This window comes from Caenimonas aquaedulcis (assembly GCF_015831345.1).
GTDB classification, from domain to species: Bacteria; Pseudomonadota; Gammaproteobacteria; order Burkholderiales; family Burkholderiaceae_C; genus Ramlibacter; species Ramlibacter aquaedulcis.
This window is the reverse complement of sequence record NZ_JADWYS010000001.1, coordinates 386,092-410,769: the sequence shown is the minus strand read 5'-3', so window position 1 is coordinate 410,769 and position 24,678 is coordinate 386,092. Positions and strand designations below refer to the sequence as shown.

20 protein-coding genes are annotated in these 24,678 nt (G+C 68.1%); 7 read left to right on the top strand and 13 right to left on the bottom strand.

What is annotated here, in order from left to right:
• Positions 1 to 117 precede the first annotated feature (117 nt).
• Positions 118 to 1,314, top strand: a complete 1,197-nt coding sequence (locus I5803_RS01840) for an amino acid aminotransferase (protein ID WP_196984720.1) — start codon at positions 118 to 120, stop codon at positions 1,312 to 1,314.
• On the opposite strand, the gene I5803_RS01835 is transcribed toward I5803_RS01840, so the two are convergent.
• The 3 genes from I5803_RS01835 to I5803_RS01825 are packed head-to-tail and all read right to left on the bottom strand — an operon-like array spanning position 1,281 to position 8,274.
• Positions 1,281 to 2,513 carry a TIGR03862 family flavoprotein gene (locus tag I5803_RS01835; RefSeq protein ID WP_196984719.1) on the bottom strand — a complete coding sequence of 411 codons (1,233 nt, stop codon included), beginning with the start codon at positions 2,511 to 2,513 and terminating at the stop codon, positions 1,281 to 1,283. The genes I5803_RS01840 and I5803_RS01835 overlap by 34 nt on opposite strands.
• On the bottom strand, positions 2,510 to 5,764 hold the full coding sequence (locus I5803_RS01830; protein WP_196984718.1) for a UvrD-helicase domain-containing protein: 3,255 nt from the start codon (positions 5,762 to 5,764) through the stop codon (positions 2,510 to 2,512). The genes I5803_RS01835 and I5803_RS01830 overlap by 4 nt, the downstream gene beginning before the upstream one ends.
• On the bottom strand, positions 5,761 to 8,274 hold the full coding sequence (locus I5803_RS01825; protein ID WP_196984717.1) for a PD-(D/E)XK nuclease family protein: 2,514 nt from the start codon (positions 8,272 to 8,274) through the stop codon (positions 5,761 to 5,763). The genes I5803_RS01830 and I5803_RS01825 overlap by 4 nt, the downstream gene beginning before the upstream one ends.
• 114 nt (positions 8,275 to 8,388) lie before the next feature.
• On the opposite strand from I5803_RS01825, the gene trxA reads away from it, so the two are divergent.
• From trxA to I5803_RS01800, 5 genes are all read left to right on the top strand, one after another.
• On the top strand, positions 8,389 to 8,721 hold the full coding sequence (gene trxA / locus I5803_RS01820) for a thioredoxin TrxA (RefSeq protein ID WP_196984716.1): 333 nt from the start codon (positions 8,389 to 8,391) through the stop codon (positions 8,719 to 8,721).
• Between the two features lie 190 nt (positions 8,722 to 8,911).
• Positions 8,912 to 10,177: a transcription termination factor Rho gene (gene rho / locus I5803_RS01815; RefSeq protein WP_196984715.1), complete on the top strand. Its 1,266-nt coding sequence runs from the start codon at positions 8,912 to 8,914 to the stop codon at positions 10,175 to 10,177.
• Between the two features lie 109 nt (positions 10,178 to 10,286).
• Positions 10,287 to 10,571 carry a type B 50S ribosomal protein L31 gene (locus I5803_RS01810; RefSeq protein ID WP_196984714.1) on the top strand — a complete coding sequence of 95 codons (285 nt, stop codon included), beginning with the start codon at positions 10,287 to 10,289 and terminating at the stop codon, positions 10,569 to 10,571.
• Positions 10,572 to 10,661: 90 nt separating this feature from the next.
• On the top strand, positions 10,662 to 12,353 hold the full coding sequence (locus tag I5803_RS01805; protein WP_196984713.1) for a hypothetical protein: 1,692 nt from the start codon (positions 10,662 to 10,664) through the stop codon (positions 12,351 to 12,353).
• The gene (locus I5803_RS01800) at positions 12,350 to 13,705 is read left to right on the top strand and encodes an MATE family efflux transporter (protein ID WP_196984712.1); all 1,356 of its coding nucleotides are present in this window, start codon (positions 12,350 to 12,352) and stop codon (positions 13,703 to 13,705) included. Before I5803_RS01805 ends, I5803_RS01800 begins: the two co-directional genes overlap by 4 nt.
• Here I5803_RS01800 and phoR read toward each other — a convergent pair.
• From phoR to pstS, 7 genes are all read right to left on the bottom strand, one after another.
• Positions 13,638 to 14,999 carry a phosphate regulon sensor histidine kinase PhoR gene (gene phoR, locus I5803_RS01795; RefSeq protein WP_196984711.1) on the bottom strand — a complete coding sequence of 454 codons (1,362 nt, stop codon included), beginning with the start codon at positions 14,997 to 14,999 and terminating at the stop codon, positions 13,638 to 13,640. The genes I5803_RS01800 and phoR overlap by 68 nt on opposite strands.
• A gap of 44 nt (positions 15,000 to 15,043) precedes the next feature.
• The gene (gene phoB, locus I5803_RS01790; protein ID WP_196984710.1) at positions 15,044 to 15,751 is read right to left on the bottom strand and encodes a phosphate regulon transcriptional regulator PhoB; all 708 of its coding nucleotides are present in this window, start codon (positions 15,749 to 15,751) and stop codon (positions 15,044 to 15,046) included.
• On the bottom strand, positions 15,748 to 16,452 hold the full coding sequence (phoU, locus tag I5803_RS01785) for a phosphate signaling complex protein PhoU (RefSeq protein WP_196984709.1): 705 nt from the start codon (positions 16,450 to 16,452) through the stop codon (positions 15,748 to 15,750). The genes phoB and phoU overlap by 4 nt, the downstream gene beginning before the upstream one ends.
• Before the next feature lie 15 nt (positions 16,453 to 16,467).
• A complete protein-coding gene (pstB, locus tag I5803_RS01780; protein ID WP_196984708.1) occupies positions 16,468 to 17,253 on the bottom strand; it encodes a phosphate ABC transporter ATP-binding protein PstB in 786 nt (261 codons plus the stop codon).
• Position 17,254: 1 nt separating this feature from the next.
• Complete coding sequence (gene pstA, locus I5803_RS01775) at positions 17,255 to 18,142, bottom strand: phosphate ABC transporter permease PstA (RefSeq protein ID WP_196984707.1); 888 nt, start codon at positions 18,140 to 18,142, stop codon at positions 17,255 to 17,257.
• Positions 18,139 to 19,101: a phosphate ABC transporter permease subunit PstC gene (pstC, locus tag I5803_RS01770; protein WP_231402319.1), complete on the bottom strand. Its 963-nt coding sequence runs from the start codon at positions 19,099 to 19,101 to the stop codon at positions 18,139 to 18,141. Before pstC ends, pstA begins: the two co-directional genes overlap by 4 nt.
• Positions 19,102 to 19,185: 84 nt before the next feature.
• Positions 19,186 to 20,223 (bottom strand): phosphate ABC transporter substrate-binding protein PstS, encoded by a 1,038-nt coding sequence (gene pstS, locus I5803_RS01765; protein ID WP_196984706.1) that lies wholly within the window; start codon positions 20,221 to 20,223, stop codon positions 19,186 to 19,188.
• A gap of 130 nt (positions 20,224 to 20,353) precedes the next feature.
• Here pstS and ppx point away from each other — a divergent pair, with 130 nt between their 5' ends.
• Positions 20,354 to 21,847 carry an exopolyphosphatase gene (ppx, locus tag I5803_RS01760; RefSeq protein WP_196984705.1) on the top strand — a complete coding sequence of 498 codons (1,494 nt, stop codon included), beginning with the start codon at positions 20,354 to 20,356 and terminating at the stop codon, positions 21,845 to 21,847.
• A gap of 28 nt (positions 21,848 to 21,875) precedes the next feature.
• Here the strand turns inward: ppx and I5803_RS01755 are convergent, their stop codons facing one another.
• The 3 genes from I5803_RS01755 to folP all read right to left on the bottom strand — a co-directional run bounded on the left by I5803_RS01755 (position 21,876) and on the right by folP (position 24,636).
• The gene (locus I5803_RS01755; RefSeq protein ID WP_196984704.1) at positions 21,876 to 22,319 is read right to left on the bottom strand and encodes a hypothetical protein; all 444 of its coding nucleotides are present in this window, start codon (positions 22,317 to 22,319) and stop codon (positions 21,876 to 21,878) included.
• Positions 22,320 to 22,453: 134 nt separating this feature from the next.
• Positions 22,454 to 23,788, bottom strand: a complete 1,335-nt coding sequence (glmM, locus tag I5803_RS01750; protein ID WP_196984703.1) for a phosphoglucosamine mutase — start codon at positions 23,786 to 23,788, stop codon at positions 22,454 to 22,456.
• Positions 23,785 to 24,636 carry a dihydropteroate synthase gene (gene folP, locus I5803_RS01745; RefSeq protein WP_196984702.1) on the bottom strand — a complete coding sequence of 284 codons (852 nt, stop codon included), beginning with the start codon at positions 24,634 to 24,636 and terminating at the stop codon, positions 23,785 to 23,787. Before folP ends, glmM begins: the two co-directional genes overlap by 4 nt.
• Positions 24,637 to 24,678: the final 42 nt, after the last annotated feature.

The window sequence follows — 24,678 nt, the reverse complement described above, 5'->3', positions numbered from 1 at the left end:
GCCTTATGTGGGAACTGCTGGGTCGTCAACGGTAAAATCCAGGGCAGCCGGACAGGTTACCGCAACCCCGCCCCGCTGTGCTACTGACAACTCTCTCTCCACGCTTGAAGGAAACCCATGTCCCTGTTCTCCGCCGTCGAGATGGCCCCGCGCGACCCGATCCTGGGCCTCAACGAGCAATACAACACCGACGCGAACCCCCACAAAGTCAACCTGGGCGTGGGCGTGTACTACGACGACGAGGGCAAGCTGCCGCTCCTGAAGTGCGTCCAGGCCGCGGAAAAGCAGATGATGGAAGCGCCCAAGGCCCGCGGCTACCTGCCGATCGACGGGATCGCGGCTTATGACAGCGCCGTGAAGAGCCTCGTATTTGGGGCCGAAAGCGAGCCGGTCAAGTCCGGCCGCGTGGCCACCGTGCAAGCCCTCGGCGGCACGGGCGGCCTGAAGATCGGCGCGGACTTCCTCAAATCGATCAACCCCACCGCCAAGGTGCTCATCAGCGACCCGAGCTGGGAGAACCACCGCGCCCTGTTCACCCAGGCCGGCTTCACGGTCGAAACCTATCCGTACTACAACGCTGCGAAACGCGGCATCGACTTCGACGGCATGCTGACCGGCCTCAACATGGCCCCCGAGGGCACCGTGGTCGTGCTGCACGCCTGCTGCCACAACCCGACAGGCTACGACATCACCGCCGAGCAATGGGACCAGGTCATCGCCGCCGTGAAGGCCCGCAAGCTGGTGCCCTTCCTCGACATGGCCTACCAGGGCTTCGGCCACGGCATCGCCGAAGACGGCGCGGTCATCGCGAAGTTCGTCGCGTCGGGCCAGAACTTCTTCGTCTCCACGTCGTTTTCCAAGAGCTTCAGCCTCTACGGCGAGCGCGTCGGCGCCCTGTCGGTGCTCTGCCAGGACAAGGAAGAGTGCAGCCGCGTGCTGTCCCAGCTGAAGATCATGATCCGCACCAACTACAGCAACCCGCCGACGCACGGCGCGACGGTGTGCGCGACGGTGCTCAACACGCCCGAGTTGCGCGCGATGTGGGAGAAGGAGCTCGGCGACATGCGCCTTCGCATCAAGCAGATGCGCCTCGCGCTGGTGGAAAAGCTCAAGGCGGCCGGCGTGAAGCAGGACATGAGCTTCATCACCGACCAGATCGGCATGTTCAGCTACTCGGGCCTCTCGAAGGACCAGATGGTGCGCCTGCGCAATGAATTCGGCGTCTACGGCACCGACACGGGCCGCATGTGCGTCGCCGCGCTGAACAGCAAGAACATCGACTACGTCTGCGCGTCCATCGCCAAGGTGCTCTGATACGCGAGCGCGCCTGACGCCGCGGCGCGGCCCGTGGCGAAGCAGGCCGTCAGGAGGTAGCCGCCGGTCGGCGCCTCCCAGTCCAGCATCTCGCCCGCGCAAAACACGCCGGGCATGGCGCGCAGCATGAGGTGTTCGTCCAGCGCCTCGAAGGCGACGCCTCCTGCCGTGCTGATCGCCTCCGCCACCGGCCTCGCAGCCGACAGGCGGACCGGCAACCCCTTGATCGCCGCGGCCAATCGCTCCGCATCCTGGAAGGCATCCTTCGGCAGCAACTCGTGCAGCAGCGCGAGCTTGATCGCGTCGAGTCCCAGCCGGCTCTTCAAATGGCTGGAGAGCGAACGCGAGCCGCGCGGATGGCGCACCTGCGCCAGCACGTCCTCGCGCGAACGCACGGGCAGCATGTCGAGCTCGAAGTTCGCCTCGCCGCGCGCCAGGATGGCGTCGCGCAGCAGCGCGGATGCGGCATAGACGAGGCTGCCCTCGACACCGGTGGCAGTGGCCACGAATTCGCCGGCCTTGTGGAAGCCATCGAAGTTGATGGCGACGGACTTGAAGGGCTGGCCCGCGAACCGCGAGGAGAAATGTTCGCTCCAGCCTCCCTGCACATCGAATCCGCAGTTGGACGGCAGCAAGGGGGCCACCTGCACACCGCGCTGCTGGAGCAACGGGGCCCAGGCGCCGTCCGATCCGAGACGCGGCCAGCTGGCCCCGCCCAATGCGAGCACCGTGCAGTCCGCGGCGACGGTGCGAGTGCCCTGCGGGGTGGCGAAGCAAAGGGCCCCGGTCGCATCCCACCCCGTGAACCTGTGCCGCATGTGGAACTTCACGCCCCGCTCGCGCAGCCGATGCAGCCACGCGCGCAGCAGGGGTGCCGCCTTCATGTCGGCGGGAAACACGCGGCCCGAAGTCCCCACGAAAGTGGCGATCCCGAGGCCTTCTGCCCACTCGCGCAGCGCGGCCGCATCGAATGCCGCCACCAGCGGCTCGAGCCGCGCGCGCCGGGGTCCGTAACGGGACAGGAAGGCCTCGGCCGGCTCCGCATGCGTGAGGTTCAGCCCGCCTTTGCCGGCCAGCAGGAATTTGCGGCCCGCGGAGGGCATGGCGTCGAAGACTTCGACCTGGCGCCCCGCGCCGGCCAAGACCTCTGCCGCCATCAACCCTGCCGGACCGGCACCGACGATCGCGACGGGTGTCATTCGACCACCACCAGCCTGCCCTGGCCGGTCAGGAAGGCAGCCCGCACGACGGCACCGGGATGGGCCGCTTGCACGGCCGCGCGGTAGCCGCGCATCTGGTCCTGCAACACTGCCTGGTCGTGCGGCCGCGAGGCGGTCTTGTAGTCGAGCACCCACCACTCGCCCGAATCGGAGCGGCGCACCAGGCGGTCCAGCCGCAGCGCAGCGCCGGCATGGGCGACCGGCACTTCATTCGCGTGCCAATCGACCAGCGCGGAATCCCAGGCCCAGGCGCCCTCGCCTTCCAGGATCCGCCGCGCCACGGCTGCGGCATCACGGGCGCCTGCATCGTCCAGCGCGAACTGGCGCGCCACCGCCCGCAGGTGCGCCGGAGGAAAAGCGCCGGGGCCGGACGCCAGTTCCAGCAGCCGGTGCACGGCTTGGCCGAACCGGGATGCATCGGTGTCGTCGGCGGGCGCCCTGGCCGTCGCAGGCGGGGCGCGCCTGGCTGCTGCGATAACGGGCAAGGCACGAACCGCGAAGCGATCGCCCTGCCGCCCTGCATCTCCACGAGCCACGACGTCCGCCGGTGCGGCAAGCGTCGCACACAGCGGCTGCACGCGCTGCCACCAGCTGGTCGCGTTCTGCACATGCGGCTGTACGCTGGACAGCACGAGCCGCACGCGCGCGCGCGTCATCGCGACATACAAGCCGTTGAGCTCCTCGCGCTCCCGCGCCGCACGCTCGACGTCTAGCGCGACCGTGCTGCACGGGGGCAGTCTCGTTTCGCTGGCAATGAACGAGAAGCGCCGCGGCGCCGGCAGCTCCCCGGGCCAATCGACGATCACGCCCATGGTGTCGGCGCGCGGCGGCGCGCTGTCGGTATCCAGCATGAGGACGGTCGAGGCTTCCAGGCCCTTCGCGCCATGCACGGTCAGCAGCTGCACCGCGTCGGCGGCCGAAACCGCGGGGGCCTGGATGCCGCCCGCCTTGAGCGCCCGGACGAATGCGTAGGGCGTGGCATAGCGCGCGCCGGCCACCTGCAGTGCCGCGCCCGGCAGGGCGCGCAGCCGCGCCATCACCGGCTCCCGCAAAGGTGCCGGCGCGGCCGCACCGAACTTCTCGATCACCCCGGCCTCGCGGTAAATGATCTCGAGCAGGTCGTGGGGCGGCAGCGTATCGACCAGGGGCCTCCACCGGCGCAAGGCGGCGGCCGCCGATTCCAGGCCCGGTGCCTGCACCGCGCCGGACAGCAGCAGGTCGAACCAGCTTCGCGCCGGGCCGTCGTCGCGACTCGCGCGCGCCGCGACTGCCAGTGCGACGAGCGCATCGTCCCCCAGGCCGAACAGCGGCGACTTCAGGGCGCGTGCGAGCGACAGGTCGTGCGTGGTCGACACCAGCACGTCCAGCAGCGCGGTGATGTCCTGCACCTCCGGGGCCTCGCACAGGTCCGACTTCTCCGGCTGCTGCGCGGGAATATGCAGCTCGCGCAATTCCTCTTCCATGGCCGCCAGGCGATCGCGTCGGCGCGCGAGGACCATGATGTCGCCCGGCGGCGTGCCCGCGGCGATCCCGTTTGCGATCCACCGCGCCGCTTGCCGGCACTCGAGCGCCACCAGCTTTTCCTCGGGAAGTTCGCGCGGCGTCAGCAGGCTGTCGCGCCATTGCAGGCCTTCGCCTTCATCACCTGGGGCCGGAACGCGCTGGTCCCGTGCGATCGCAGGCAGGCCCGCGACGACGCCGGAAGCATCCGACTGGGTCGTGTGCGCGCGAAAGCCTTCGTACTCGCCGGCATCCTGCGCACGCGTCATCACGTCGTTGACCGCCGCCAGCACCGCCGGCGCGTTGCGATGCGTGTGGTCGCAGCTGAGCAGGTCGCCCTCGAAGGACTGCACCACGAAGGCCTGCGCCGCCCTGAATACCTGAGGCTCGGCGCGGCGGAAGCGGTAGATGCTCTGCTTCGGGTCGCCGACGATGAAAAGCCCGGGCGCACCCGCGCCCGCGCCTGCATACCCGGAGAGCCAGGATTGCAGGGCCTGCCACTGCAGCGGATTCGTGTCCTGGAATTCGTCGATGAGCAGTTGCGACACGCGAGCGTCCAGGCGTTCCTGCATCCATCCCGCCAGCACCGGGTCCGACAGCATGACGAAAGCCGTGCGCTCCACGTCGTTCATGTCGATCCAGCCGCGCTCCCGCTTGAGCTGTGCGAACTCGCGAATCAGCACGCGCGCCAGCCGGGTCATGCGTCCGTGGTGCAGCCAGGCCGCGTGCTGCGCCTGCGCCTCGCACAGCACACGCAGTTCCGCCTCGGCTTCCTGCGCGGCCTCGAACTTCGTGAGGTGCTGCGTCAGCCGGTCCTCCGACGCGACGAAGAACCCCTTGCGCAACATCGCCGCGCGTTCGCCGAGATGCGGGATCTCGAACGCATCGATGATCGCCTGCGCCGCCTTTTGCGGCGTCTTGTTGGTTTGCGTGCCCAGCGCACGGGCGCGCGCATGCCACCGGGCGCGCACGGCCTCGCCGTCGACCAGCATTTCGGGTTCCGCATGGCCGGCCAGCGCGGGCGAATGCGCCGTGAAGTGCAGCACGGACGGCTCGACCGCGCCCTGCGCGTCGGCCAGGACGAACTCCACGCGCTTGGCCAGCGCCGCCAGCAGCGCCTTCTGGGTATTGAACCGGCCGTGCGCCGCGACCGATGCCTCGAAGTCGGCACGCGCGGCGGGATCGGCCGAGACCGCGACGTGAAAACGCCGCCAGACCAGCGCGATCGCTTCGCTGTCGTTCTCCAGGAGTTCGTAGCGCGCGGGCAGTTGCAGTTGCTCCAGCACCGCGAGCGGCGCGTTGCGCACGAGCGCGGCGAACCAGCTGTGGAAGGTGCGGATCTGCACCGGCCGGCCGATCGCGAGCAACGCGGCGTGAAGGCCGCGCAGCGCGGCGACCTCCGCATCCGACGCCTGCGGCACGCCGCGCATGGCGAGTTCGCGCCGCAAAGCCGCATCGTCGGCCACGGCGAAATCGGCCAGCCAGTCGTGCAGGCGTTCGCGCATCTCGCCGGCCGCCTTGCGCGTGAAGGTGATCGCGAGGATCTCGTGCGGCGGCGTGCCGGCGAGCAGCGCGCGCAAAATGCGCGAGACCAGCATCCAGGTCTTGCCCGCGCCCGCGCAAGCCTCCACCGCCACGCTGCGCCGCGGGTCGCAGGCGATGGCGTAGAAGCGCTCGCGCGCGACGTGCGCGCCGTTGTGCTGGTAGGCGGCTTCCAGGGCGGCGTTCATGACCAGAAATCCCGGCGGCACAGGCCGCGCGCCGCACAGAACTCGCAGGCCTTGCCCTCGCCCAGCGCGTGCAGCGGCTCGCCCGAGCGGATGCGCGACAGGTCGTGAAGAATGCCGTCCACCAGCATGTCGCGCGCGTCCACGACGTGTTCCTGCTCCACGGTATCGGTCTTGCCCCGCTCGCCGACGTTGATGTATGCGGCGCGCAGCGTGTCGTCGTGCAGGAGCGCCGCGTAGAACGCGAGCTGCGTGTCCTCGCCCGGGTTGCGCACGCGCTCCACGCTCGCGGGCCGCGCTTCCGTCTTGTAGTCCATCACCATGCGCCGGCCGTCCGGCAGCGCATCGATGCGATCGATTCGGCCGACGAGCTGGATGTCGCCCAGAGAGGTCTCGTGCCTGCTCTCCGCGCTCTCGAAACGCGCGCCTTCCTTGGCCTCGTGGTTGGCCAGCCATTCCAGATAGCCATCGCGCACCTGCGGCCAGGCCGCGGCGAACGGCAGGAACTCGCCCTCCTCGAAGCGTTGCGCCCGCGTGACCTCCTCGGCGGTGATGTCCAGCAGCGTGCGGCGTCCCGGGCCCGGCGGCTCCCAGCTGTCCGCCATGGCCGTGTGGAAATTGCCGAGCACGTCGTGCAGCCAGTTGCCGAAGTCGCGCTTGTCCAGGTCCGCGTCGATCTCGTCGGCCTCCTGTAGGTTCAGCTGGCGCATCGCAAAGAAGCGGTAGGGGCACCTGCGCAAGTCCTCGTAGGCGCTCGCCGAGAGCTGTTGAACCGGGAGTTCATTGCCCAGCGCTTCGGGACGCGCGGTCGGCGCGGCCTTCACATCCACCAGCGGCCGGGGGTCCGCGGCAGGCACCGCAGCGCGCTCCTGTTGCAACGCCTGCACCAGGGGACTGGCGAGTATCGATTCGCCGCTGTCGTCGTGCGTGCGCCAGAGCAGGTCGGCATGCGGCACCTGGAGCGCCTGGCGCCACGCGGCGCGCAACTCGGCCTCCAGCGTTTCGCGGGGGGGCAGTCCGAGAACCTCCCGTTGCGCGGCCGTCCAGCCGCCCTCGGGCTGCGGCGAGGGCGCCAGCCGCGTCTCGTCGCAACCCGCGAGCACCATCGAAGCGAAGGGACGTCCCAGCATCTGGTGCAATGGGAGGATCACGACCTGCGGATCCGCGCAGGACGCCTTGAAGCTATGCGCTTCCAGCGTTTCGTTCACCCACGCCGTGAAGGCATCGAGGCCGAAGCGGCGGGACGCCTGCGGCAATTCCGCCCATTCGAGCGCCGCGCCTTCCTGCAGCCGCAGCGCGGAAATGACGGAATCGCCCGCGGCGTCTGCGACGAGGCCATTCCATTGGCCTGTGTCTTCCAGGACGCTGCGCAAGTCCGCCAGCCAGCGCGTCAGCGGCCGTGCGGCCTGCAAGCGCTCGCGCCAGGCATTGACCCGCTCCAGCAGCGCCTGCTGGCCGTCGGTGAAATCTCCGGCGCGCACCGAACGCCAGTCGCGAATGCCCGCGCGCCGCACCCGCCGCTCGATGGCGAGCACCGTATTCGCGGGAACGAGCGGGGCATTCTTCAGCCAGTCGAGCACCGCATCGGCCCCGGCGCTCCAGGTGCTCGCGCGCAGCGCCAGCATCACGTGCGCGCCGGCCCGCGTGGTGGACAGCTTCCACCCGGTCTCGTCGGAGATCGCGACCTGGTCTTCGAGCATGGCGCGCACGCGCCGCGCGAGGATGCGATCGAGCGCGGGCAATGCCACGGGCACGCGCCCCGCCGCCACGTGGCGCAGCACGCAGGCCGCGGCGCGCGCCGCTTCGTCGGCCGGATCGAGCGCCTCGTGCAGGTGCAGGTCGCCCGGCGTTCCCTGCGCATCGAGCTCGAGCAGCTCGGCGCGTCCCGGCATCGTTTGCGCCAGTGCGGTGGCGAATGCGTCCGAGCGCAGGCCGCGGACCACCACGAGCAGGTCGACCGACGACGCCGCGCGCGGATCGAACAAGGCATCGCCCGGATAGGACGAAGCAGCTGCCCATTCGAGCGCGACACGCGACACGGCTGCTTCGAGCGCGAGCACCGGCGCGTCCTGCCCCTGCGCCAGACTCGCGCGCGCAGCCGCCGCCCACGCCGCGCGGCGACCTGGCGCAACGGCGGCCGCGGCGCCCGCGAGCTGGCCCGCGGCTTCGACGAGGCGCTGCGCGAGCACGTCGGAGCGAGCGCCGAGGCCCGCGCGTTCCAGCAAGGCCTGCGCCGTCAGCAGGTCCCGTCCCACGTCGCCGGTCCAGTCGTCCGGTCCGGGCGAGAACAGGTGTTGCGCCGCCCAGGTCTGCGTCGTCTCGAAGCGGGGCGTGAAGCCGTCGGGCGAATGCAGGGCCCACGCGTCCCGCGCAAGCGGAAGGAGGTGCATGAACGGCATGAGCACGACAGTACGCGCGGGATGCGCGCCATGCGTACGCATCCGCTCGCGCAACTGGCTCATCAGCGCGTCGAGCGCAAGGGTGGCGCGATGTGTTTGGGCTATCGCATCCATAGGATTCGGGAGGGCGTGCACAGGCGACGCGGGGACTTGGTTTCTGTCACAATTCCCTCACTGTACTTGGACCGGCGCAGCGTCTTTGCCGGCTCGCAACAACAAGGAACAATCATGGCCAGCGATCTCATCAAGCATATTTCCGATTCCAGCTTCGAAGCCGACGTGCTGCAAGCCGGCAAGCCGGTGCTCGTCGATTACTGGGCCGAGTGGTGCGGTCCGTGCAAGATGATCGCGCCCATCCTCGACGAAGTCGCGGGCACCTATGGCGACAAGCTGCAGATCGCCAAGATGAACGTCGACGAGAACCGCGACATCCCCGCGAAGTTCGGCATCCGCGGCATCCCGACGCTCATGCTGTTCAAGAACGGCGAACTCGCGGCGACCAAGGTCGGTGCGATGAGCAAGGCGCAGCTCACGGCCTTCATCGACCAGCAACTCGCCTGAACCGGCGCGGGCCCGCCCCGCACCGATCGAACAAGGGCCCCATCGGGCCCTTTGTTTTGCTCTATACTCCCCTCCAGATCACCGGCTGGCCACACGAAGGCTTCCGGTTCGAGTTTCCGGCACGCGAGGCCATCTCGCCCCGCGCCACCTCCCCCCAAGATTTCAACAAACTCCGTCCAGGAGTCACTCCATGCACTTAAACGAACTCAAGGCACTGCACGTGTCCGAGGTCCTCAAGCAGGCCGAAGAGCTCGAAATCGAAAACACCGGCCGCATGCGCAAGCAGGAGCTGATGTTCGCGATCATCAAGAAGCGCGCCCGCGCCGGCGAACAGGTGTTCGCCGACGGCGTGCTGGAAATCCTGCCGGACGGCTTCGGCTTCCTGCGCAGCCCCGACACCAGCTACACCGCGAGCACGGACGACATCTACATCTCGCCGAGCCAGGTGCGCCGCTTCAACCTGCACACGGGCGACATGGTCGAGGGCGAAGTCCGCACGCCGAAGGACGGCGAACGTTATTTCGCGCTCACCAAGCTCGACAAGGTGAACGACGGCCCGCCGGAGCAGAACAAGCACAAGGTGATGTTCGAGAACCTGACGCCCCTGTTCCCCAAGGAGCAGATGAAGCTCGAGCGCGACAACTTCAAGGGCGAAGAGAACGTCACCGGCCGCATCATCGACATCATCGCCCCCATCGGCAAGGGCCAGCGCGCGCTGCTGGTCGCTCCGCCCAAGAGCGGCAAGACGGTGATGATGCAGCACATGGCCCACGCGATCGCGGCCAACTACCCGGACAGCCACATGATGGTGCTGCTCGTCGACGAGCGGCCCGAGGAAGTGACCGAAATGCAGCGCTCGGTGAAGGCCGAGGTGATCGCCTCCACCTTCGACGAGCCCGCCGCGCGCCACGTGCACGTGGCCGAGATGGTGATCGAGCGCGCCAAGCGCCTGGTCGAACTCAAGAAGGACGTGGTGATCCTCTTGGACTCCATCACGCGCCTGGCCCGCGCCTACAACAACGTCGTGCCCTCGTCGGGCAAGGTGCTCACCGGCGGCGTGGACTCCAACGCCCTGCAGCGCCCCAAGCGCTTCCTGGGCGCCGCGCGCAACGTGGAAGAGGGCGGCTCGCTGACCATCATCGCCACCGCGCTGATCGACACCGGCTCGCGCATGGACGAAGTGATCTTCGAAGAGTTCAAGGGCACCGGCAACAGCGAAATCCACCTGGACCGCCGCCTGTATGAAAAGCGCGTGTTCCCGTCGATCCAGCTCAACCGTTCCGGCACCCGCCGCGAGGAGCTCCTGCTGGCCCCCGAGATCCTGCAGAAGACCCGCATCCTGCGCCAGTTCATGTACAACATGGACGAGATCGAGGCCATGGAAATGGTCCTGAAGTCCATGAAAGCCACCAAGACCAACGTCGAGTTCTTCGACATGATGCGCCGGGGCGGCTGAGCCCCGGGCGGAGCTGGTAAGTGGTTGATTTCTATGTATAATTGAAGGCTTCGCGGAAAGTAGCCTGGAATCGTCCGGGCCGGCTACCGCTACCGACACAAGGAAGACCATGAAAGAAGGCATTCACCCCGGCTACCGCGAAGTTCTCTTCGTGGACCTCTCCAACGGTTTCAAGTTCGTGACGCGCTCCTGCGTGCAGACGAAGGAAACCGGCAAGACCGACGACGGCCGCGAGCTGCCGCTCTTCAAGCTGGACACCTCCAGTGAATCGCATCCGTTCTACACGGGCACCCAGAAGTCGGTCAACGACATGGGCGGCCGGGTCGACAAGTTCTTCAAGAAGTTCGGCAAGAAGCCAGAAGGCGACGCCAAGGGCGACACCAGCGCCGCCTGATCGCAGCGCCACCGCCAGAGTCAGGGCAGCCCGGGTCACCGCGCTGCCCTTTTTCATGCCGCGGCCTCCCGCCGCACCATAATTGCGCGCTTGAACCAGCCGACCCCCGCCATCGTCACCCAGGACGCCGTGCGCCGCCTGCCGCGGGCGGCCCTGCTGCTGTTTTGCCTGGCCTACGTGGTACCCGGGTTCATCGGCCGCGAACCGTGGAAGAACGCGGACGTCACCGCGTTCGGCTACATGTTCGAAATGGCGCGCGGCGCGTCCTCCTGGTTCGCGCCGGTGCTGGTCGGCCAACCGCCCGAATTCGACGCGCTGCTGCCCTACTGGCTGGGCGCGTGGGCCATCCAGGCTGCCCCGGCCTGGATCCCCGCGGACTTCGCGGCCCGCATTCCGTTCATCCTGCTGCTCGCGCTCACCCTGCTGTCCACCTGGTACGGCGTCTATGCCCTCGCGCGCAGTCCCCGTGCCCAACCCGTGCCCTTCGCCTTCGGCGGCGAAGCCAGTCCGCCGGATTACGCGCGCGCGATGGCCGACGGAGGCCTGCTGGCCCTCATTGCCACCCTGGGACTTGCGCAGTTCACGCACGAGACGACGCCATCGCTCGCCCAGATCGCGTTCACCGCGCTGGCGTTCCAGGGCATGGCGGCGCTGCCGCGGCGGCTCGTCACGGCAGGGGCCTCGCTGATGGCAGGCCTCGTGGGGCTGTCGCTCAGCGGGGCGCCCGTCATGGCGGTGCTGTTCGTCGCGGGCGGACTCGCGATCGAACTCGCCGACAGCAGCCCGGACGACGAATTGCGCGGCCATTCGAGGGGCACATGCGTCGCGGTGCTCGCCGGGTCGCTGGCCGCGACAATCGCGCTCGCCACCTGGCTGGGCCTGTGGCAATGGCGCATCAGCGCGGACTGGCTGGCCCGCGACTGGGGCCCGCTCGGGCGCCTCCTGCTGTGGTTCACCTGGCCGGCGTGGCCCCTGGCCCTGTGGACGCTGTGGCGCTGGCGCCGTCAGCTCGCGGCACGCCACGTCGCCCTGCCCTTGTGGTTCGTCGTGGTGGCGGTCGGCACTTCGGTGGCTGCCCCTTCCTCGGACCGCTCGCTGCTGCTCGCCCTGCCCGCCCTCGCGACCCTCGCCGCGTTCGCGCTGCCCACCTTCAGCCGCAGCGTCGGCGCGTTGATCGACTGGTTCACGCTGCTCTTCTTCAGCGGCTGCGCGATCGTCATCTGGGTGATCTGGATTTCGCTGCAGACCGGCGTGCCCGCGAAGCCCGCGGCCAACGTCGCGCGGCTGGCGCCGGGCTTCGAACCGAGCTTTTCGATCTGGGCCTTCGCTGCCGCACTGCTGGCCACCATCGCCTGGGCCTGGCTGGTGCGTTGGCGCACGGGCCGCCACCGGACCGTGATCTGGAAAAGCCTCGTGCTGCCCGCCGGAGGCGCGGCACTGTGCTGGCTGCTGCTCATGACGCTGTGGATCCCGGTGCTCGACTACGCGCGCAGCTACGGTCCCGTGGTTCGCGGCGTTTCGCGGCTGATGGAGCGTCCGGGCTGCGTAGAGACCTTCGGCTTGAGCCGCGGCCAGCTCGCCGCCTTCCGCTTCCACGGCGGCATGGACCTGCGCGTCGCCGCGCGCGCGCCGGCGTGCCCCTGGCTCCTGGCCGCGGCCGACGTGCAACCCGCGATGCCCGTCGCCCTCGACATGCGTGCGTGGCAACTGGTTTCCAGCGTGCGGCGTCCCGCAGACGCCAACGACAACGTGCTGCTGTTTCGCCGCGCGACCCGCCCGTGACGGAGCTGCGCCACATCCTGCGGCAAGCGACGCCCGTGCTTGTCGGGCAACTCGCGGTCATGGCCTTCGGCGTGACCGACACCATCGTCGCCGGACGCTTTTCGCAGCAGGCGCTGGCCGCGCTGTCGGTCGGCTCGGCGGTCTACATCAGCGTGTTCGTCGCGCTCGTGGGCGTGCTGCAGGTCTTGCTGCCCGAATGGTCCGAACTGCATGGCGCGGACCGGCCGGCGCACCTCGGGCGCGCAGTCCGGCAGTCGCTCTACCTCGCCGCGATCATCACGGTCGTCGGCTTCGTGGTGCTCGTGTTCTCCGGCCCGCTCCTGTACTGGACGGATGTGCCCGAATCGCTGCAGGCCGACGTCAAGGCCTACCTGTCCGCGCTGGCGCTCGCCCTTCCGGCCGCGCTCCTCTTTCGCATGTACGGCACGCTCAACCAGAGCCTGCACAAGCCGCTGCTCGTCACCTGGCTGCAGGCGCTGTCGCTGGCGCTGAAGATCCCGCTGTCGATCTGGTTCACCTTCGGGGGCTTCGGGCTGGACGCGCACGGCGCCGTCGGCTGCGCGTGGGCGACGGTGGTCGTCAATTACCTGCTGCTGGCCGGCGCTCTGGTGCTGCTGCGCACGCAGTCGCTGTATAAGCCCTACGCGCTCTGGTCGCGCCTCGAGCCGCCCGACTGGCCGGCCATCGGGCGGCTCTTTCGCCTCGGCATCCCCGCAGGGCTCGCCGTCATGGTGGAAGTGACCTCCTTCACCCTGATGGCGCTCTTCATCGCGCGCCAGGGCACGCTCGCTTCCGCCGCGCACCAGGTCGTGACGAACCTCGCCGCGGTGATCTACATGATCCCGCTGTCGATCGCGATCGCCACGAGCGCGCGCGTGAGCTACTGGCTGGGCGGCAACGACGCGAAGAAAGCGCGAGGCGCGATCCGCGCGGGCCTGAAGCTTGCGATCCTCACCGCCCTCTTCCTGTCCATCGCGCTGTGGGTCACCCGCGAGCAGGTCGCGGCCATCTACACGTCCAACCCCGAAGTCGTCACTCTCGCGGCCTCGCTGCTCGCCTGGCTCGCGCTCTACCAGGTCGCCGACGCCACGCAGGCCGTGTGCATCTTCATCCTGCGTTGCTACCGCGTCGCGGTGGCGCCGCTGGTCGCGTATTGCGTGCTCCTCTGGGGAGCGGGTTTGACGGGCGGCTACCTCCTCGCCTACCGAGGCATCGGCCCGTGGCCCGCGCTGAATTCGCCGGCGGCCTTCTGGATCATGAGCACCGTCGCGCTGGTGCTGCTGGCTATCGTCCTGCCGCTGATTCTGTGGCGGGCCGTGCGTTCGTACCCGCCGTTGCAGAAGCCGGCCTGAGCCGTCCGGCGGGCAGCACGATCGCAAACGTCGAGCCGACGCCCGGCGTGCTGTCGATGCGCAGTTCCGCGCCGTGCCGTTGCACCACGTGCTTGACGATCGCAAGACCCAGGCCCGTGCCGCCCGTCTCGCGCGAACGGCTGCGGTCGACGCGGTAGAAGCGTTCGGTCAGCCGCGAGATGTGTTCGGGTGCGATGCCCACGCCGGAGTCACGCACCGAAATCTCTCCCCGTCCGTCGGGCAGGTCTCGCCATTGCACGTGCACCGAACCGCCGTCGAGCGTGTAGCGCACCGCGTTGCCGACGAGGTTGGACATGGCGCTCAGCAACTCGTGGGGTTCGCCCGAAATTTCCAGGGCCGGCGGCGGTCCGAACTCGATGTGCAGGTCCTTGGCTTGCATCGCCGCGAGCGCTCTCGCGTCCTCTTCGCACTGCACCATCAGCGTCGCCATCGGTGTCCACTCCGCGGCGCGCGGCGGCGGGCTGCCTTCCAGCCGCGACAGGGTCAGCAGGTCGCTCACGAGGGTCTGCATGCGCTGCGCCTGCTGCGACATGAGCGCGAGGTAGCGCGCACGGTCCTCCTCGCCGAGCGGCAGGGTCTGCAGGGTCTCGATGAATCCGCCGAGCACCGTGAGCGGCGTCCGGATCTCGTGCGACACGTTCGCGACGAAGTCGCGCCGCATGGCCTCGGCCTGCTCGATGCCCGTGATGTCGCGCGTCAGCAGCAGGCGCCGCCCGCGGCCGTAGGGATGCAGCTGCACGGACACGCGCATCGGCCGCGACGGCGAGCTGTCCCGCCCCTGGATCACGATCTCCTGCGTCAGGTCGGAGCCGGCCTGGTAGGCAGCGAACCCGGGGTCGCGCAGCAGGTTGCCGATCAACTGTAGCAGGTCGCGCTGCGGATCGATGCCCAGGTGATGCGCCGCGGTCTGGTTGCTCCATTCGATGCGGCCGTCGGCATCGAGCAGCACGACGCCATTGGGCGAAGCCTGGATCGCGGCAAGGAAGTCCTGCAACCGCTCCTGCGCCTCGACGACCTGGTGGTCGCGCGCGCGCAATGCGCGCCGTGTGCGGTCCGCCGCTTCGCCCCAGAGCCCACCCATGGCAGGCGCAGGCTCCGGCGAGCCCGCGCGCAGCCAGCGCACCATCCGGGCACCGCGGGAGCCGTCGAAAATGAACCAGCCCAGCCCACCCGCGACGGCGCCTGCCGCGGCGCCCGTTTCGGCGCCCGCGAACCCTCCCAGGGCGACGCCGGCGACCTGGCATGCGAGGAAGGCGAAGAGGCGCCAGAACATGATGGGATTGTGCGGGCCGTTGATGAATCCGGCGCCATGACTTGTCAGGCCGCCGAGCCCACCGGGATCTGCCCGCTGATGCGGTAGCCCGCTCCGCGCACGGTTTCGATCAGGGCGCCCGCGGGGCCCAGGGCTTCGCGCAGGCGCTTCACGTGCACGTCGACCGTACGCTCCTCGATGAAGACGTGGTCGCCCCACACCTTGTCGAGCAGCTGCGAGCGGCTGTGGACACGCTCCGGGTGCTTCATCAGGTATTGCAGCAACTTGAATTCCGTCGGGCCGACCTTGACGGGCTTGTCCTTCCACGTGACACGGTGCGTGGAGGCATCGAGCGCGAGCCCGGCGATCGCCACGATGTCGCCCGCGTGTTCCGGTGCGCGGCGGCGCAGCACGGCCCGGATGCGCGCGAGCAGCTCCTGCGTGGAGAACGGCTTGCTGATGTAGTCGTCCGCGCCCGCATCCAGGCCCGCGACCTTGTCGGGCTCGTCGCCGCGCGCGGTGAGCATGAGGATGGGCACGGCGCGGGCCCGCGCATCCGCGCGCCACTTGCGCGCGAGCGCCAGCCCGCTCTGGCCGGGGAGCATCCAGTCGAGCAGGATCACATCCGGCAGCACGGAGTCGATTTCCCGCTGCGCGGCAATGCCGTCCTCGGCCCACACGGGCTGGAAGCCGTTGTGGCGCAGGTTCACCGCGACCAGCTCGGCGATCGCGGGTTCGTCTTCGACGATCAGGACGCGCGGTACTTGCTTCATTTGACTGCGGACTCGATCTCTTCCATCGAAGTATGGCGGACGTCCGCCCCTTTGACGATATAGATGATGAACTCGGCGATGTTCTTCGCGTGGTCGCCGATCCGTTCGATCGCCTTCGCGAGGAACAGCAGGTCCAGGCTCGCCGAGATCGTGCGCGGGTCTTCCATCATGTAGGTGATGAGCTTTCGAACGAAGCCGTCGAACTCGCGGTCGATCAGGTCGTCTTCCTTCAGGATCGCGACGGCGGTGGTCGTGTCGAGCCGCGCGAACGCATCGAGCGCCTTGCGCAGCAGGCCGGAAGCGAGATCGGCGGCCACGCGCAGTTCGGACGACGGCAAGGCGCGCACCGTGCCGCTCTTCTCGACGATCGACAGCACCATGCGGGCGATCTTCTGTGCCTCGTCACCGACGCGTTCGAGGTTCGCCGTGGTTTTGGAAATCGCCATGAGCAGGCGCAGGTCGCGCGCCGTGGGTTGGCGGCGGCCGATGATGGAGGACACCTCGCGGTCGATGTCGACTTCCATCGCGTTGACCGTGGTCTCGATCTCGATCACCTTCTGCGCCGACTCGGAGCTGAATTGCGACAGCGCGTACATCGCGTGCCGCAGCTGCGATTCGACCAGCCCGCCGAGTTCCATGACGCGCGAGGACACCGCGTTGAGTTCGCTGTCGAATTGCGTAGAGAGATGCTTGTCAGCCATGTCGTCTTCCCCTGCCTAGCCGAAGCGGCCGGTAATGTAGTCTTCCGTCTCTTTGCGCTTGGGCTTGAAGAAGATCTGCTCCGTCTCGCCCACTTCCACGAGGTCGCCGAGGTACATGTATGCCGTGTAGTCGCTGCAGCGCGCGGCCTGCTGCATGTTGTGCGTGACGATCACCACGGTGTAGTCGGCCTTCAGCTCGGCGATCAGCTCCTCGATCTTCGCGGTGGAGATCGGGTCGAGCGCCGAGCACGGCTCGTCGAGCAGCAGCACCTCGGGCTTGATCGCGATGCCGCGCGCGATGCACAGGCGCTGCTGCTGGCCGCCGGACAGGCCCGAGCCGCTCTGCCCCAGCTTGTCGCGCACCTCGCCCCACAGCGCGGCCTTGCGCAACGCCCACTCGACGCGTTCGTCCATGTCGGTGGCGCCCAGATTTTCGAAGAGGCGCACGCCGAAGGCAATGTTGTCGTAGATCGACATCGGGAACGGCGTGGGCTTCTGGAACACCATGCCGATCTTCGCGCGCAGCAAGGCGACGTCCTGCTTCGAGGTGAGCAGGTTCTCGCCGTCCAGCACGATCTCGCCTTCCGCGCGCTGCTCGGGATAGAGCTCGAACATGCGGTTGAAGGTGCGCAGCAACGTGGACTTGCCGCAGCCCGACGGCCCGATGAAGGCCGTGACCTTCTTTTCCGGGATTTCCAGGTTGATGCCCTTCAGGGCGTGGAACTTGCCGTAGTAGAAGTTCAGGTCCTTGACCGAGATCTTGGAGGCGGTGTCGCCGGCGGTGAGGGTGGTGCTTGGCATGTCAGGTCCTGTTGCGCGTGACCAGGCGGGCGACGATGTTCAGCCCCAGCACGGCCAGCGTGATGATGAAGACCCCCGCCCAGGCCAGCTGCTGCCAGTTCTCGTAGGGGCTCATCGCGAATTTGAAGATGGTCACGGGCAGGCTGGACATCGGCTGCGACAGGTCCGTCGTCCAGAACTGGTTGTTGAGCGCGGTGAAGAGAAGCGGCGCCGTCTCCCCGGAGATGCGCGCCACCGCGAGTAGCACGCCGGTGACGACCCCCGCGCGCGCCGCGCGCAGGGTGATCCCGAGGATGACCTTCCACTTCGGCGCACCCAGCGCATACGCCGCTTCGCGCAGGCCCGACGGCACGAGCATCAGCATGTTCTCCGTCGTGCGGATCACCACCGGGATCACGATCAGCGCGAGCGCGAGAATCCCGGCCCAGCCGGAAAAGGTCTTGTAGCGCGCGACCACGACCGCATACACGAAAAGGCCGATCACGATGGACGGCGCCGACAGGAGGATGTCGTTGACGAAGCGCGTCAGCGACCCCAGCCAGCCCTTCACGTCGTATTCGGCCAGATAGATGCCCGCCATGATGCCGATGGGCGTGCCGACGAAGGTGGCAAGCGTCACCATCACGAGCGATCCCCACAATGCGTTGGCGAGGCCGCCCGCCTCGTTGGGCGGCGGCGTCATCTGCGAGAACGTGGCCCAGGCCAGGCCGCCGACACCCAGGCGCACCGTTTCCCACAGGATCCACACCAGCCAGAACACGCCGAAGGCCATCGCCAGCAGCGACAGCGTCAGCGCAACCTGGTTCACCCGCTTGCGGCGCGCGTACACGCGCTCGCGTTCCGTCGCCCGGTCGGCCGCCTGCAGGAGGTGCGCGCCTGTTCCCTTCACGATTTCGCCCCTTCGCCCTTGCGCATGCGCGCCAGCAGCAGCTTGGAGAACGTCAGCACGACGAAGGTGATGAAGAACAGCACGAGGCCGAGGTAGATCAGCGCCGCCTGGTGCAGCCCGGAGGCGGCTTCCGCGAATTCGTTGGCCAGCGCGGAGGTGATGCTGTTGGCCGCCTGGAAGAGGGAGAGCGAATCGAGCTGGTTGAAGTTGCCGATCACGAAGGTGACGGCCATGGTTTCGCCGAGCGCGCGGCCCAGCCCCAGCATGATGCCCCCCACGACGCCCGCCTTGGTGTAGGGGAGCACCACGCGGGAGACGACCTCCCAGGTCGTCGAGCCCAGCGCGTATGCGGACTCCTTGAGCATCGGCGGCGTCACGTCGAACACGTCGCGCATCACCGACGCGATGAACGGGATGATCATGATGGCGAGGATGATTCCCGCGGACAGGATCCCGATGCCCACCGGAGGACCGGACACCAGCGCGCCGAGGTAAGGCACGCCCGCGAAGAGCGACTGCAGCGGCTGCTGCACGTAGGTCGAGAGGATCGGGCCGAACACCAGCAGGCCCCACATGCCGTACACGATGGAAGGCACGGCCGCGAGCAGTTCGATCGCGGTGCCGAGCGGGCGTTTCAGCCATGCCGGCGACAACTCCGTGAGGAAAAGCGCGATGCCGAAGCTCACCGGCACCGCGATCACCAGGGCGATCAACGAGGTGGCGACGGTGCCGTAGATCATCACCAGCCCGCCGAATTCCTCGCCCACCGGGTCCCACACGCTGGACGAGAGGAAACCCAGTCCGTACTTGTGGATCGCGGGCCAGGCCCCCACCACCAGCGCGACGAGGATGCCCAGCAGCAAGCCCAGCGTCAGGAGCGCCGCGCCCCTGGCCGCCCACCCGAACAGGCGGTCGGCCATGGCGGCGAAGCGGCGGGACACGGGCGATGGCGGTGTCATGCCGCGCTCGCGCCGCCCGGGGACGGCGCGGGAGAGTTCCAGTGTGGCCTCATGGGCCGGGAGTGTAGAGGACAGGATGCCTCCCTACTTGGCGGCGTAAACGGGTTTGCCGCCTGCGTCCTTGATGTCGCCCCAGGCCTTTTCGACCTTCGCCTTGACCGCATCCGGCATCGGCACGTAGTCCAGTTCGTCGGCGGTCTTGTCTCCGTTCTTGAATGCCCATTCGAAGAACTTCAGCGTCGCGGCGGCTTCGGCCGGCTTGTCCTGCGACTTGTACATGATGATGTACGTCGGGTTGGTCAGCGGCCAGGCGTCCTTGCCCGGCTGGTCGGTGGTGATCTGGTAGAAAGTCTTCGCCCAGTCGGCGCCGGCGGCCGCGGCCTTGAAGGCGGTGTCGCTCGGCGGCACGAAGTTGCCGTCGCGGTTCTTGAGCAGCGTGTAGGTCATCTTGTTCTGCTTGACGTACGCGTATTCGACGTACCCGATCGAATTGGGCAGGCGCCCGACGAACGCGGCCACGCCCTCGTTGCCCTTGCCGCCCGCGCCGGCCGGCCAGTTGACGGCCGTGCCCTCTCCCACCTTGGACTTCCACTCGGGGTTCACCTTGGACAGGTAGTTGGTGAAGATGAAGCTGGTGCCCGAGCCGTCGGCGCGGCGCACCACCGCGATGGCGGCGTCCGGCAGGGACACGGAGCCGTTCAGCGCCTTGATCGCGGGGTCGTTCCACTTGGTGATCTTGCCCAGGTAGATGTCGCCGAGCACCTGGCCGTCGAGCTTGAGCTGGCCGGGCGCGATGCCCTTGATGTTCACCACCGGCACGACGCCGCCGATCACGACGGGAAACTGCATCTGGCCCTTCTTGGCCAGGTCCTCATCCTTCAGCGGCATGTCGGACGCACCGAAAGCCACCGTCTTCGCGTCGATCTGCTTGATGCCCGCGCCGGAGCCGACGGATTGGTAGTTGATCTTCACGCCGGTCGCCTTGTTGTAGTCGGAGGCCCACTTGGCGTACAGGGGAGCCGGGAAGGTCGCGCCCGCGCCGGTCACGTCCTGGGCCAGGGCGGCGCCCGAAAAGGCCAGCACGGCGGTGCCCGCGAGGAGGAAGCGAAGGTTCTTTTGCATGAGGTTCACCTCTGGGGTTGGAAAACTGTGTTGCAGCGACTGTATGAAGGCTATGTGACAGTGGCATGACACGCGACATCTCGGGCGCCGCCCGCCCGCAGCACCGGACGCTGCGCTATGCTGGCCCGACATGCAAAACGGAACACTCGTCGCCGCCGTCGATCTCGGGTCCAACAGCTTCAGGCTCGAGATCGGTCGCTTCAACCACGGGCAGGTCCAGCGCGTCGAATACCTCAAGGAAACCGTGCGCCAGGGCGGCGGGCTCGACGAGTCGCGCAACCTGACCCCGGAGGCGATGCAGCGCGGCTGGGAGTGCCTGTCGCGTTTCGGCGAGCGGCTGGCCGGCTTCAGGAGAGCGCACGTGCGTGCCGTGGCGACCCAGACGTTAAGGGAGGCGCGCAATCGCGACGTGTTCCTCGCGCAGGCGAACAAGGCGCTGGGCTTTCCGATCGACGTCATCTCCGGCCGCGAGGAGGCCCGCCTGATCTACCAGGGCGTCGCCCACCTGCTGCCCCAATCGGATGAGCGCCGGCTGGTCGTGGACATCGGCGGTCGTTCGACCGAACTCATCCTCGGCTGCCGGTTCGACGCGCAGGTCACCGAAAGCTACCGCGTGGGCAGCGTGGCGTGGTCGATGCGCTATTTCCCGCACGGACAATTCAGCGAAGCAGCGTTCCAGGCAGCTGAAATCGCAGCCAAGGCGGTGCTCGACGAGGCGCTGGGCGACTATTCGCGGAACCGCTGGGACGTCGCATACGGGTCGTCCGGCACCATAGGTGCCGTGGCGGACGTCCTCGTGCAGCACGGGGCGCCGCCCGGCCTCGTGACCCGTGAAGGCCTGGATTGGCTGCATGCCGAGTTGCTCGCGGCCCGCAACGCGGATCGCGTGCGGCTGGACGGACTCAAGGAAGACCGGCGACCGGTGATCGGAGGTGGTGTCAGCGTGCTGCGCGCCGTCTTCGACCTGCTTGAGATCGACGAGATGCGCGCAGCCGAAGGCGCGCTGCGCCACGGGCTGCTCTACGACCTGCTCGATCGCGAGCAGGGTGAAACCGATGTCCGTTCCGCGACGGTACAGCGGCTGGCTTCGACATTTCGCACCGATGCGGCGCAGTCGGAACGAGTGTCCGCCGTGGCCCGGATGCTCTTCGCGCAACTGCAAGCATCGGACGATGGCAACGACCTGGAAGCTCACCAGCGCACCCTCGGCTGGGCCGCGCAATTACACGAGATTGGGAGCGCGATCTCCCACAGCGACGGCCACAAGCACGGCGCGTATATCCTCGACAACTGCGACGCGGCAGGATTTGCGCAGCCAGAGCTGCATCGCCTGGCACGGCTGGTCTTCGGCCATCGCGGAAAGCTGCGCAAACTGGAGGGCGAGCTGGACGATGAGTCGTTCGTGCACCAATTGGTGTGCCTGCGCCTGGCGGTGATCCTTTGCCACGCAAGGCGCACGCCCGACACGGAGGGCCTCGAGCTGGCCCACCGGGGCGATCAATTCGTCGTTACCGTCCGGCCCGGATGGTCGGCAGAATATCCGCAATCCGCCCACCTGCTGCGCGAGGAGGTTCTCGCTTGGCAGAAGACGGCCTGGCCGCTCTCGCTAGAGGGTGCGAGCTGATCCGACGCGCATCACCTGGCGGCAACGCTCAGAACTTCATACCGGCCGAGAAACGCAGGGTCTCGGCGGGCGTCAGCATGAATTTGGAGTCGTACGACAGGCGCACGAAATAGCGCGGCCAGTCGTAGCTCAGGGAGAGGCCCAGGCGGTCGGCGCCCCGTCCGCCGGTGAGCTGCAACGACAACGATTGCCCGTTGTCCCAGCGGTAGCCTCCCGCGATGCTGAGCGCATCGGCCGAGCCCGGTCCCGAAGTCACCGGGCTGTACTGCGCGCCGCGCCCTACCGCGACCTGCGCATACCAGTTCAACCCTGCGTTCAGCGACAGGCCCGCGCCGGAAAACGACTCGCTCTTCACGAGCGCGGGATGGATGCTGTAATCGGCCGCGAAAGCCTGGGCGTTCGCGGTGAACGGGCAAGCGAGCACCACCGCCGCCAGCGGTGCCCGAAGAGGAGTGAGGATGGCGGCACGCATGAGTTCAATGTAGACGTTGCGTGCGTTTCCCTCCAGCATTTCGCCGACGGCGTGTCGCTTCGGTGCGACGGGCGGCCATGCGCGGTTCGCAACCCTGTACGGGCATACATCGCCGCGCTGCGGCGATGGCGGGGTCACCCGGCCCGGATGGCCTTGGCCAGGCGCTCGGCCGATGCCTTTGCGAGTGCCGCATCGCGCGCTTCCACCATCACGCGCACGACGGGTTCCGTTCCGCTGGCCCGAATCAGTACGCGACCGTGGTCGCCCAGCTCCGACTCCACGGCGCGCGTTTCGCGCGGCAGCGATTCGCCCTTCTTCCAGTCCTGCCCCGGCTGCAGGCGCACATTGATCAGGGTCTGCGGGAAGAGCGTGACGTCCTCGAGCAGCTGCGCGAGCGACTTGCCGCTGCGCACGCTGGTCATCAACACCTGCAGTGCGCTCACCAGGCCGTCGCCGGTGGTGTGCTTGTCGAGCGCGAGCAGGTGGCCCGAGCCCTCGCCGCCCAGGATCCAGCCGCGCTTGTCCAGTTCTTCGAGCACGTAACGGTCGCCGACCTTCGCGCGCACGAACTCGATCCCCTGCCCCTTCAAGGCCACTTCCACGGCCATGTTGGTCATGAGGGTGCCCACCACGCCCGGCACTTTTTCGCCGCGCGCGATGCGGTCCATCGCCATCAGGTAGAGCAGCTCGTCGCCGTTGTAGAGGCGCCCGTTCGCGTCGACGATCTGCAGCCGGTCCGCGTCGCCGTCGAGCGCGATGCCGATGTCCGCCTTGTGCGACTTCACGGCCTGCACCAGCGCCTCCGGGTGCGTCGCGCCGACGTGGTCGTTGATGTTCAGGCCGTCCGGAGAGCAGCCGATGCTGATCACCTCGGCGCCCAGTTCATGGAACACCTTGGGCGCGATCTGGTAGGCCGCGCCATGGGCGGCGTCCACGACGATCGTCATGCCGCGCAGGCTCAGGTCGTTCGCGAATGTGCTTTTGCAAAATTCGATGTAACGGCCGGCCGCGTCGTCCAGGCGCCGGGCCTTCCCCAGAGATGCCGAGTCCGCCCAGACCGGCGGTTCCTCGAGGGCCGCCTCGACAGCGGACTCCCATTCGTCCGGCAGCTTGGTGCCCTGCGCGCTGAAGAACTTGATGCCGTTGTCGGGAAACGCGTTGTGACTTGCGCTGATGACTACGCCGAGGCTCGCGCGCTGCGCACGCGTGAGGTAGGCGACGCCGGGCGTCGGCAGCGGCCCCAGCAGCACGACGTCGACGCCGGCGGAGTTGAAACCCGACTCCAGCGCGCTTTCCAGCATGTAGCCGGAGATGCGCGTGTCCTTGCCGATGAGGACGGTGGGGCGTTGCTGTTTCTGCTTCAGCACGCGCCCCACCGCATGGGCGAGGCGTAACACGAAGTCGGGGGTAATGGGGGGCTGGCCAACCGTGCCGCGGATGCCGTCGGTGCCGAAATACGTTCTGCTCATGGGGTGGATTGTGCTTCGTTTTGGGCCGCGAGCACGGCCTGCCGGACCTCGATCACAGCCAAGGTCTCGCGCACATCGTGGACGCGCACCACGTGCGCGCCGCGCTCCACCGCGAGGAGCGCGGCCGCGAGGCTGGGCGCGAGGCGCTCGTTCACAGGCAAGCCTGTTACCGTGCCGAGCGACGACTTCCTCGACCAGCCCGCGAGCAAGGGATAGCCGTCCACCAGCAGCTCTTCCTGCCGCGCGAGCAAGGCGAAGTTCTGATCGATCGTCTTGCCGAAGCCGATGCCCGGATCCCAGGCGATGCGGTCGGCGGCGACGCCTGCCGCGCGAAGTCGGGACGTCGCCTCCTGCAGGAAAGCGTGCACCTGCGGCACCGCATCGCCTTCCATGGGCGAGCGGTGCATGGTTCGGGGCTCGCCGTGCATGTGCATCACGCAGACCCCGCAGTTCGCATGGCCCGCAACCGCGTCGATGGCACCGGGCTGCCGCATGCCCCAGATGTCGTTGATGATGTCCACGCCCAGGGCCAGCGCTTCGCGCATGACTTCGGGCTTGTAGGTGTCGACGGAGACCGGAACGCCGAGCGTCACCGCCTCGCGCAGGACCGGCAGGACGCGCGCCAGCTCTTCATCCAGCGGCACCGGCGGCGTGCCAGGGCGGCTCGATTCGCCGCCGATATCCAGGATGTGCGCGCCGTCCACCAGCAGCTTTTCGCAGTGGGCGAGCGCCGCGCTCGTGCTGGCGAAATGGCCGCCGTCGGAAAACGAATCCGGCGTCACGTTGACGATGCCCATCACCTTCGGGCGTGAAAGATCGATGCAAAAACGCGTGGTCTGCCAGTGCATGCGCGCGATTGTGCAGTACAAAAGTACGAAGGGGCCGCATGG

Bases quoted from the DNA above. Each gene is read 5' to 3' on its own strand.
- I5803_RS01840 (WP_196984720.1), top strand. From the start codon at position 118: ATGTCCCTGTTCTCCGCCGTCGAGATGGCCCCGCGCGACCCGATCCTG.
- I5803_RS01835 (WP_196984719.1), bottom strand. From the start codon at position 2,513: ATGACACCCGTCGCGATCGTCGGTGCCGGTCCGGCAGGGTTGATGGCG.
- I5803_RS01830 (WP_196984718.1), bottom strand. From the start codon at position 5,764: ATGAACGCCGCCCTGGAAGCCGCCTACCAGCACAACGGCGCGCACGTC.
- I5803_RS01825 (WP_196984717.1), bottom strand. From the start codon at position 8,274: ATGGATGCGATAGCCCAAACACATCGCGCCACCCTTGCGCTCGACGCG.
- trxA (WP_196984716.1), top strand. From the start codon at position 8,389: ATGGCCAGCGATCTCATCAAGCATATTTCCGATTCCAGCTTCGAAGCC.
- rho (WP_196984715.1), top strand. From the start codon at position 8,912: ATGCACTTAAACGAACTCAAGGCACTGCACGTGTCCGAGGTCCTCAAG.
- I5803_RS01810 (WP_196984714.1), top strand. From the start codon at position 10,287: ATGAAAGAAGGCATTCACCCCGGCTACCGCGAAGTTCTCTTCGTGGAC.
- phoR (WP_196984711.1), bottom strand. From the start codon at position 14,999: ATGTTCTGGCGCCTCTTCGCCTTCCTCGCATGCCAGGTCGCCGGCGTC.
- phoB (WP_196984710.1), bottom strand. From the start codon at position 15,751: ATGAAGCAAGTACCGCGCGTCCTGATCGTCGAAGACGAACCCGCGATC.
- phoU (WP_196984709.1), bottom strand. From the start codon at position 16,452: ATGGCTGACAAGCATCTCTCTACGCAATTCGACAGCGAACTCAACGCG.
- pstB (WP_196984708.1), bottom strand. From the start codon at position 17,253: ATGCCAAGCACCACCCTCACCGCCGGCGACACCGCCTCCAAGATCTCG.
- pstC (WP_231402319.1), bottom strand. From the start codon at position 19,101: ATGACACCGCCATCGCCCGTGTCCCGCCGCTTCGCCGCCATGGCCGAC.
- pstS (WP_196984706.1), bottom strand. From the start codon at position 20,223: ATGCAAAAGAACCTTCGCTTCCTCCTCGCGGGCACCGCCGTGCTGGCC.
- ppx (WP_196984705.1), top strand. From the start codon at position 20,354: ATGCAAAACGGAACACTCGTCGCCGCCGTCGATCTCGGGTCCAACAGC.
- I5803_RS01755 (WP_196984704.1), bottom strand. From the start codon at position 22,319: ATGCGTGCCGCCATCCTCACTCCTCTTCGGGCACCGCTGGCGGCGGTG.
- glmM (WP_196984703.1), bottom strand. From the start codon at position 23,788: ATGAGCAGAACGTATTTCGGCACCGACGGCATCCGCGGCACGGTTGGC.
- folP (WP_196984702.1), bottom strand. From the start codon at position 24,636: ATGCACTGGCAGACCACGCGTTTTTGCATCGATCTTTCACGCCCGAAG.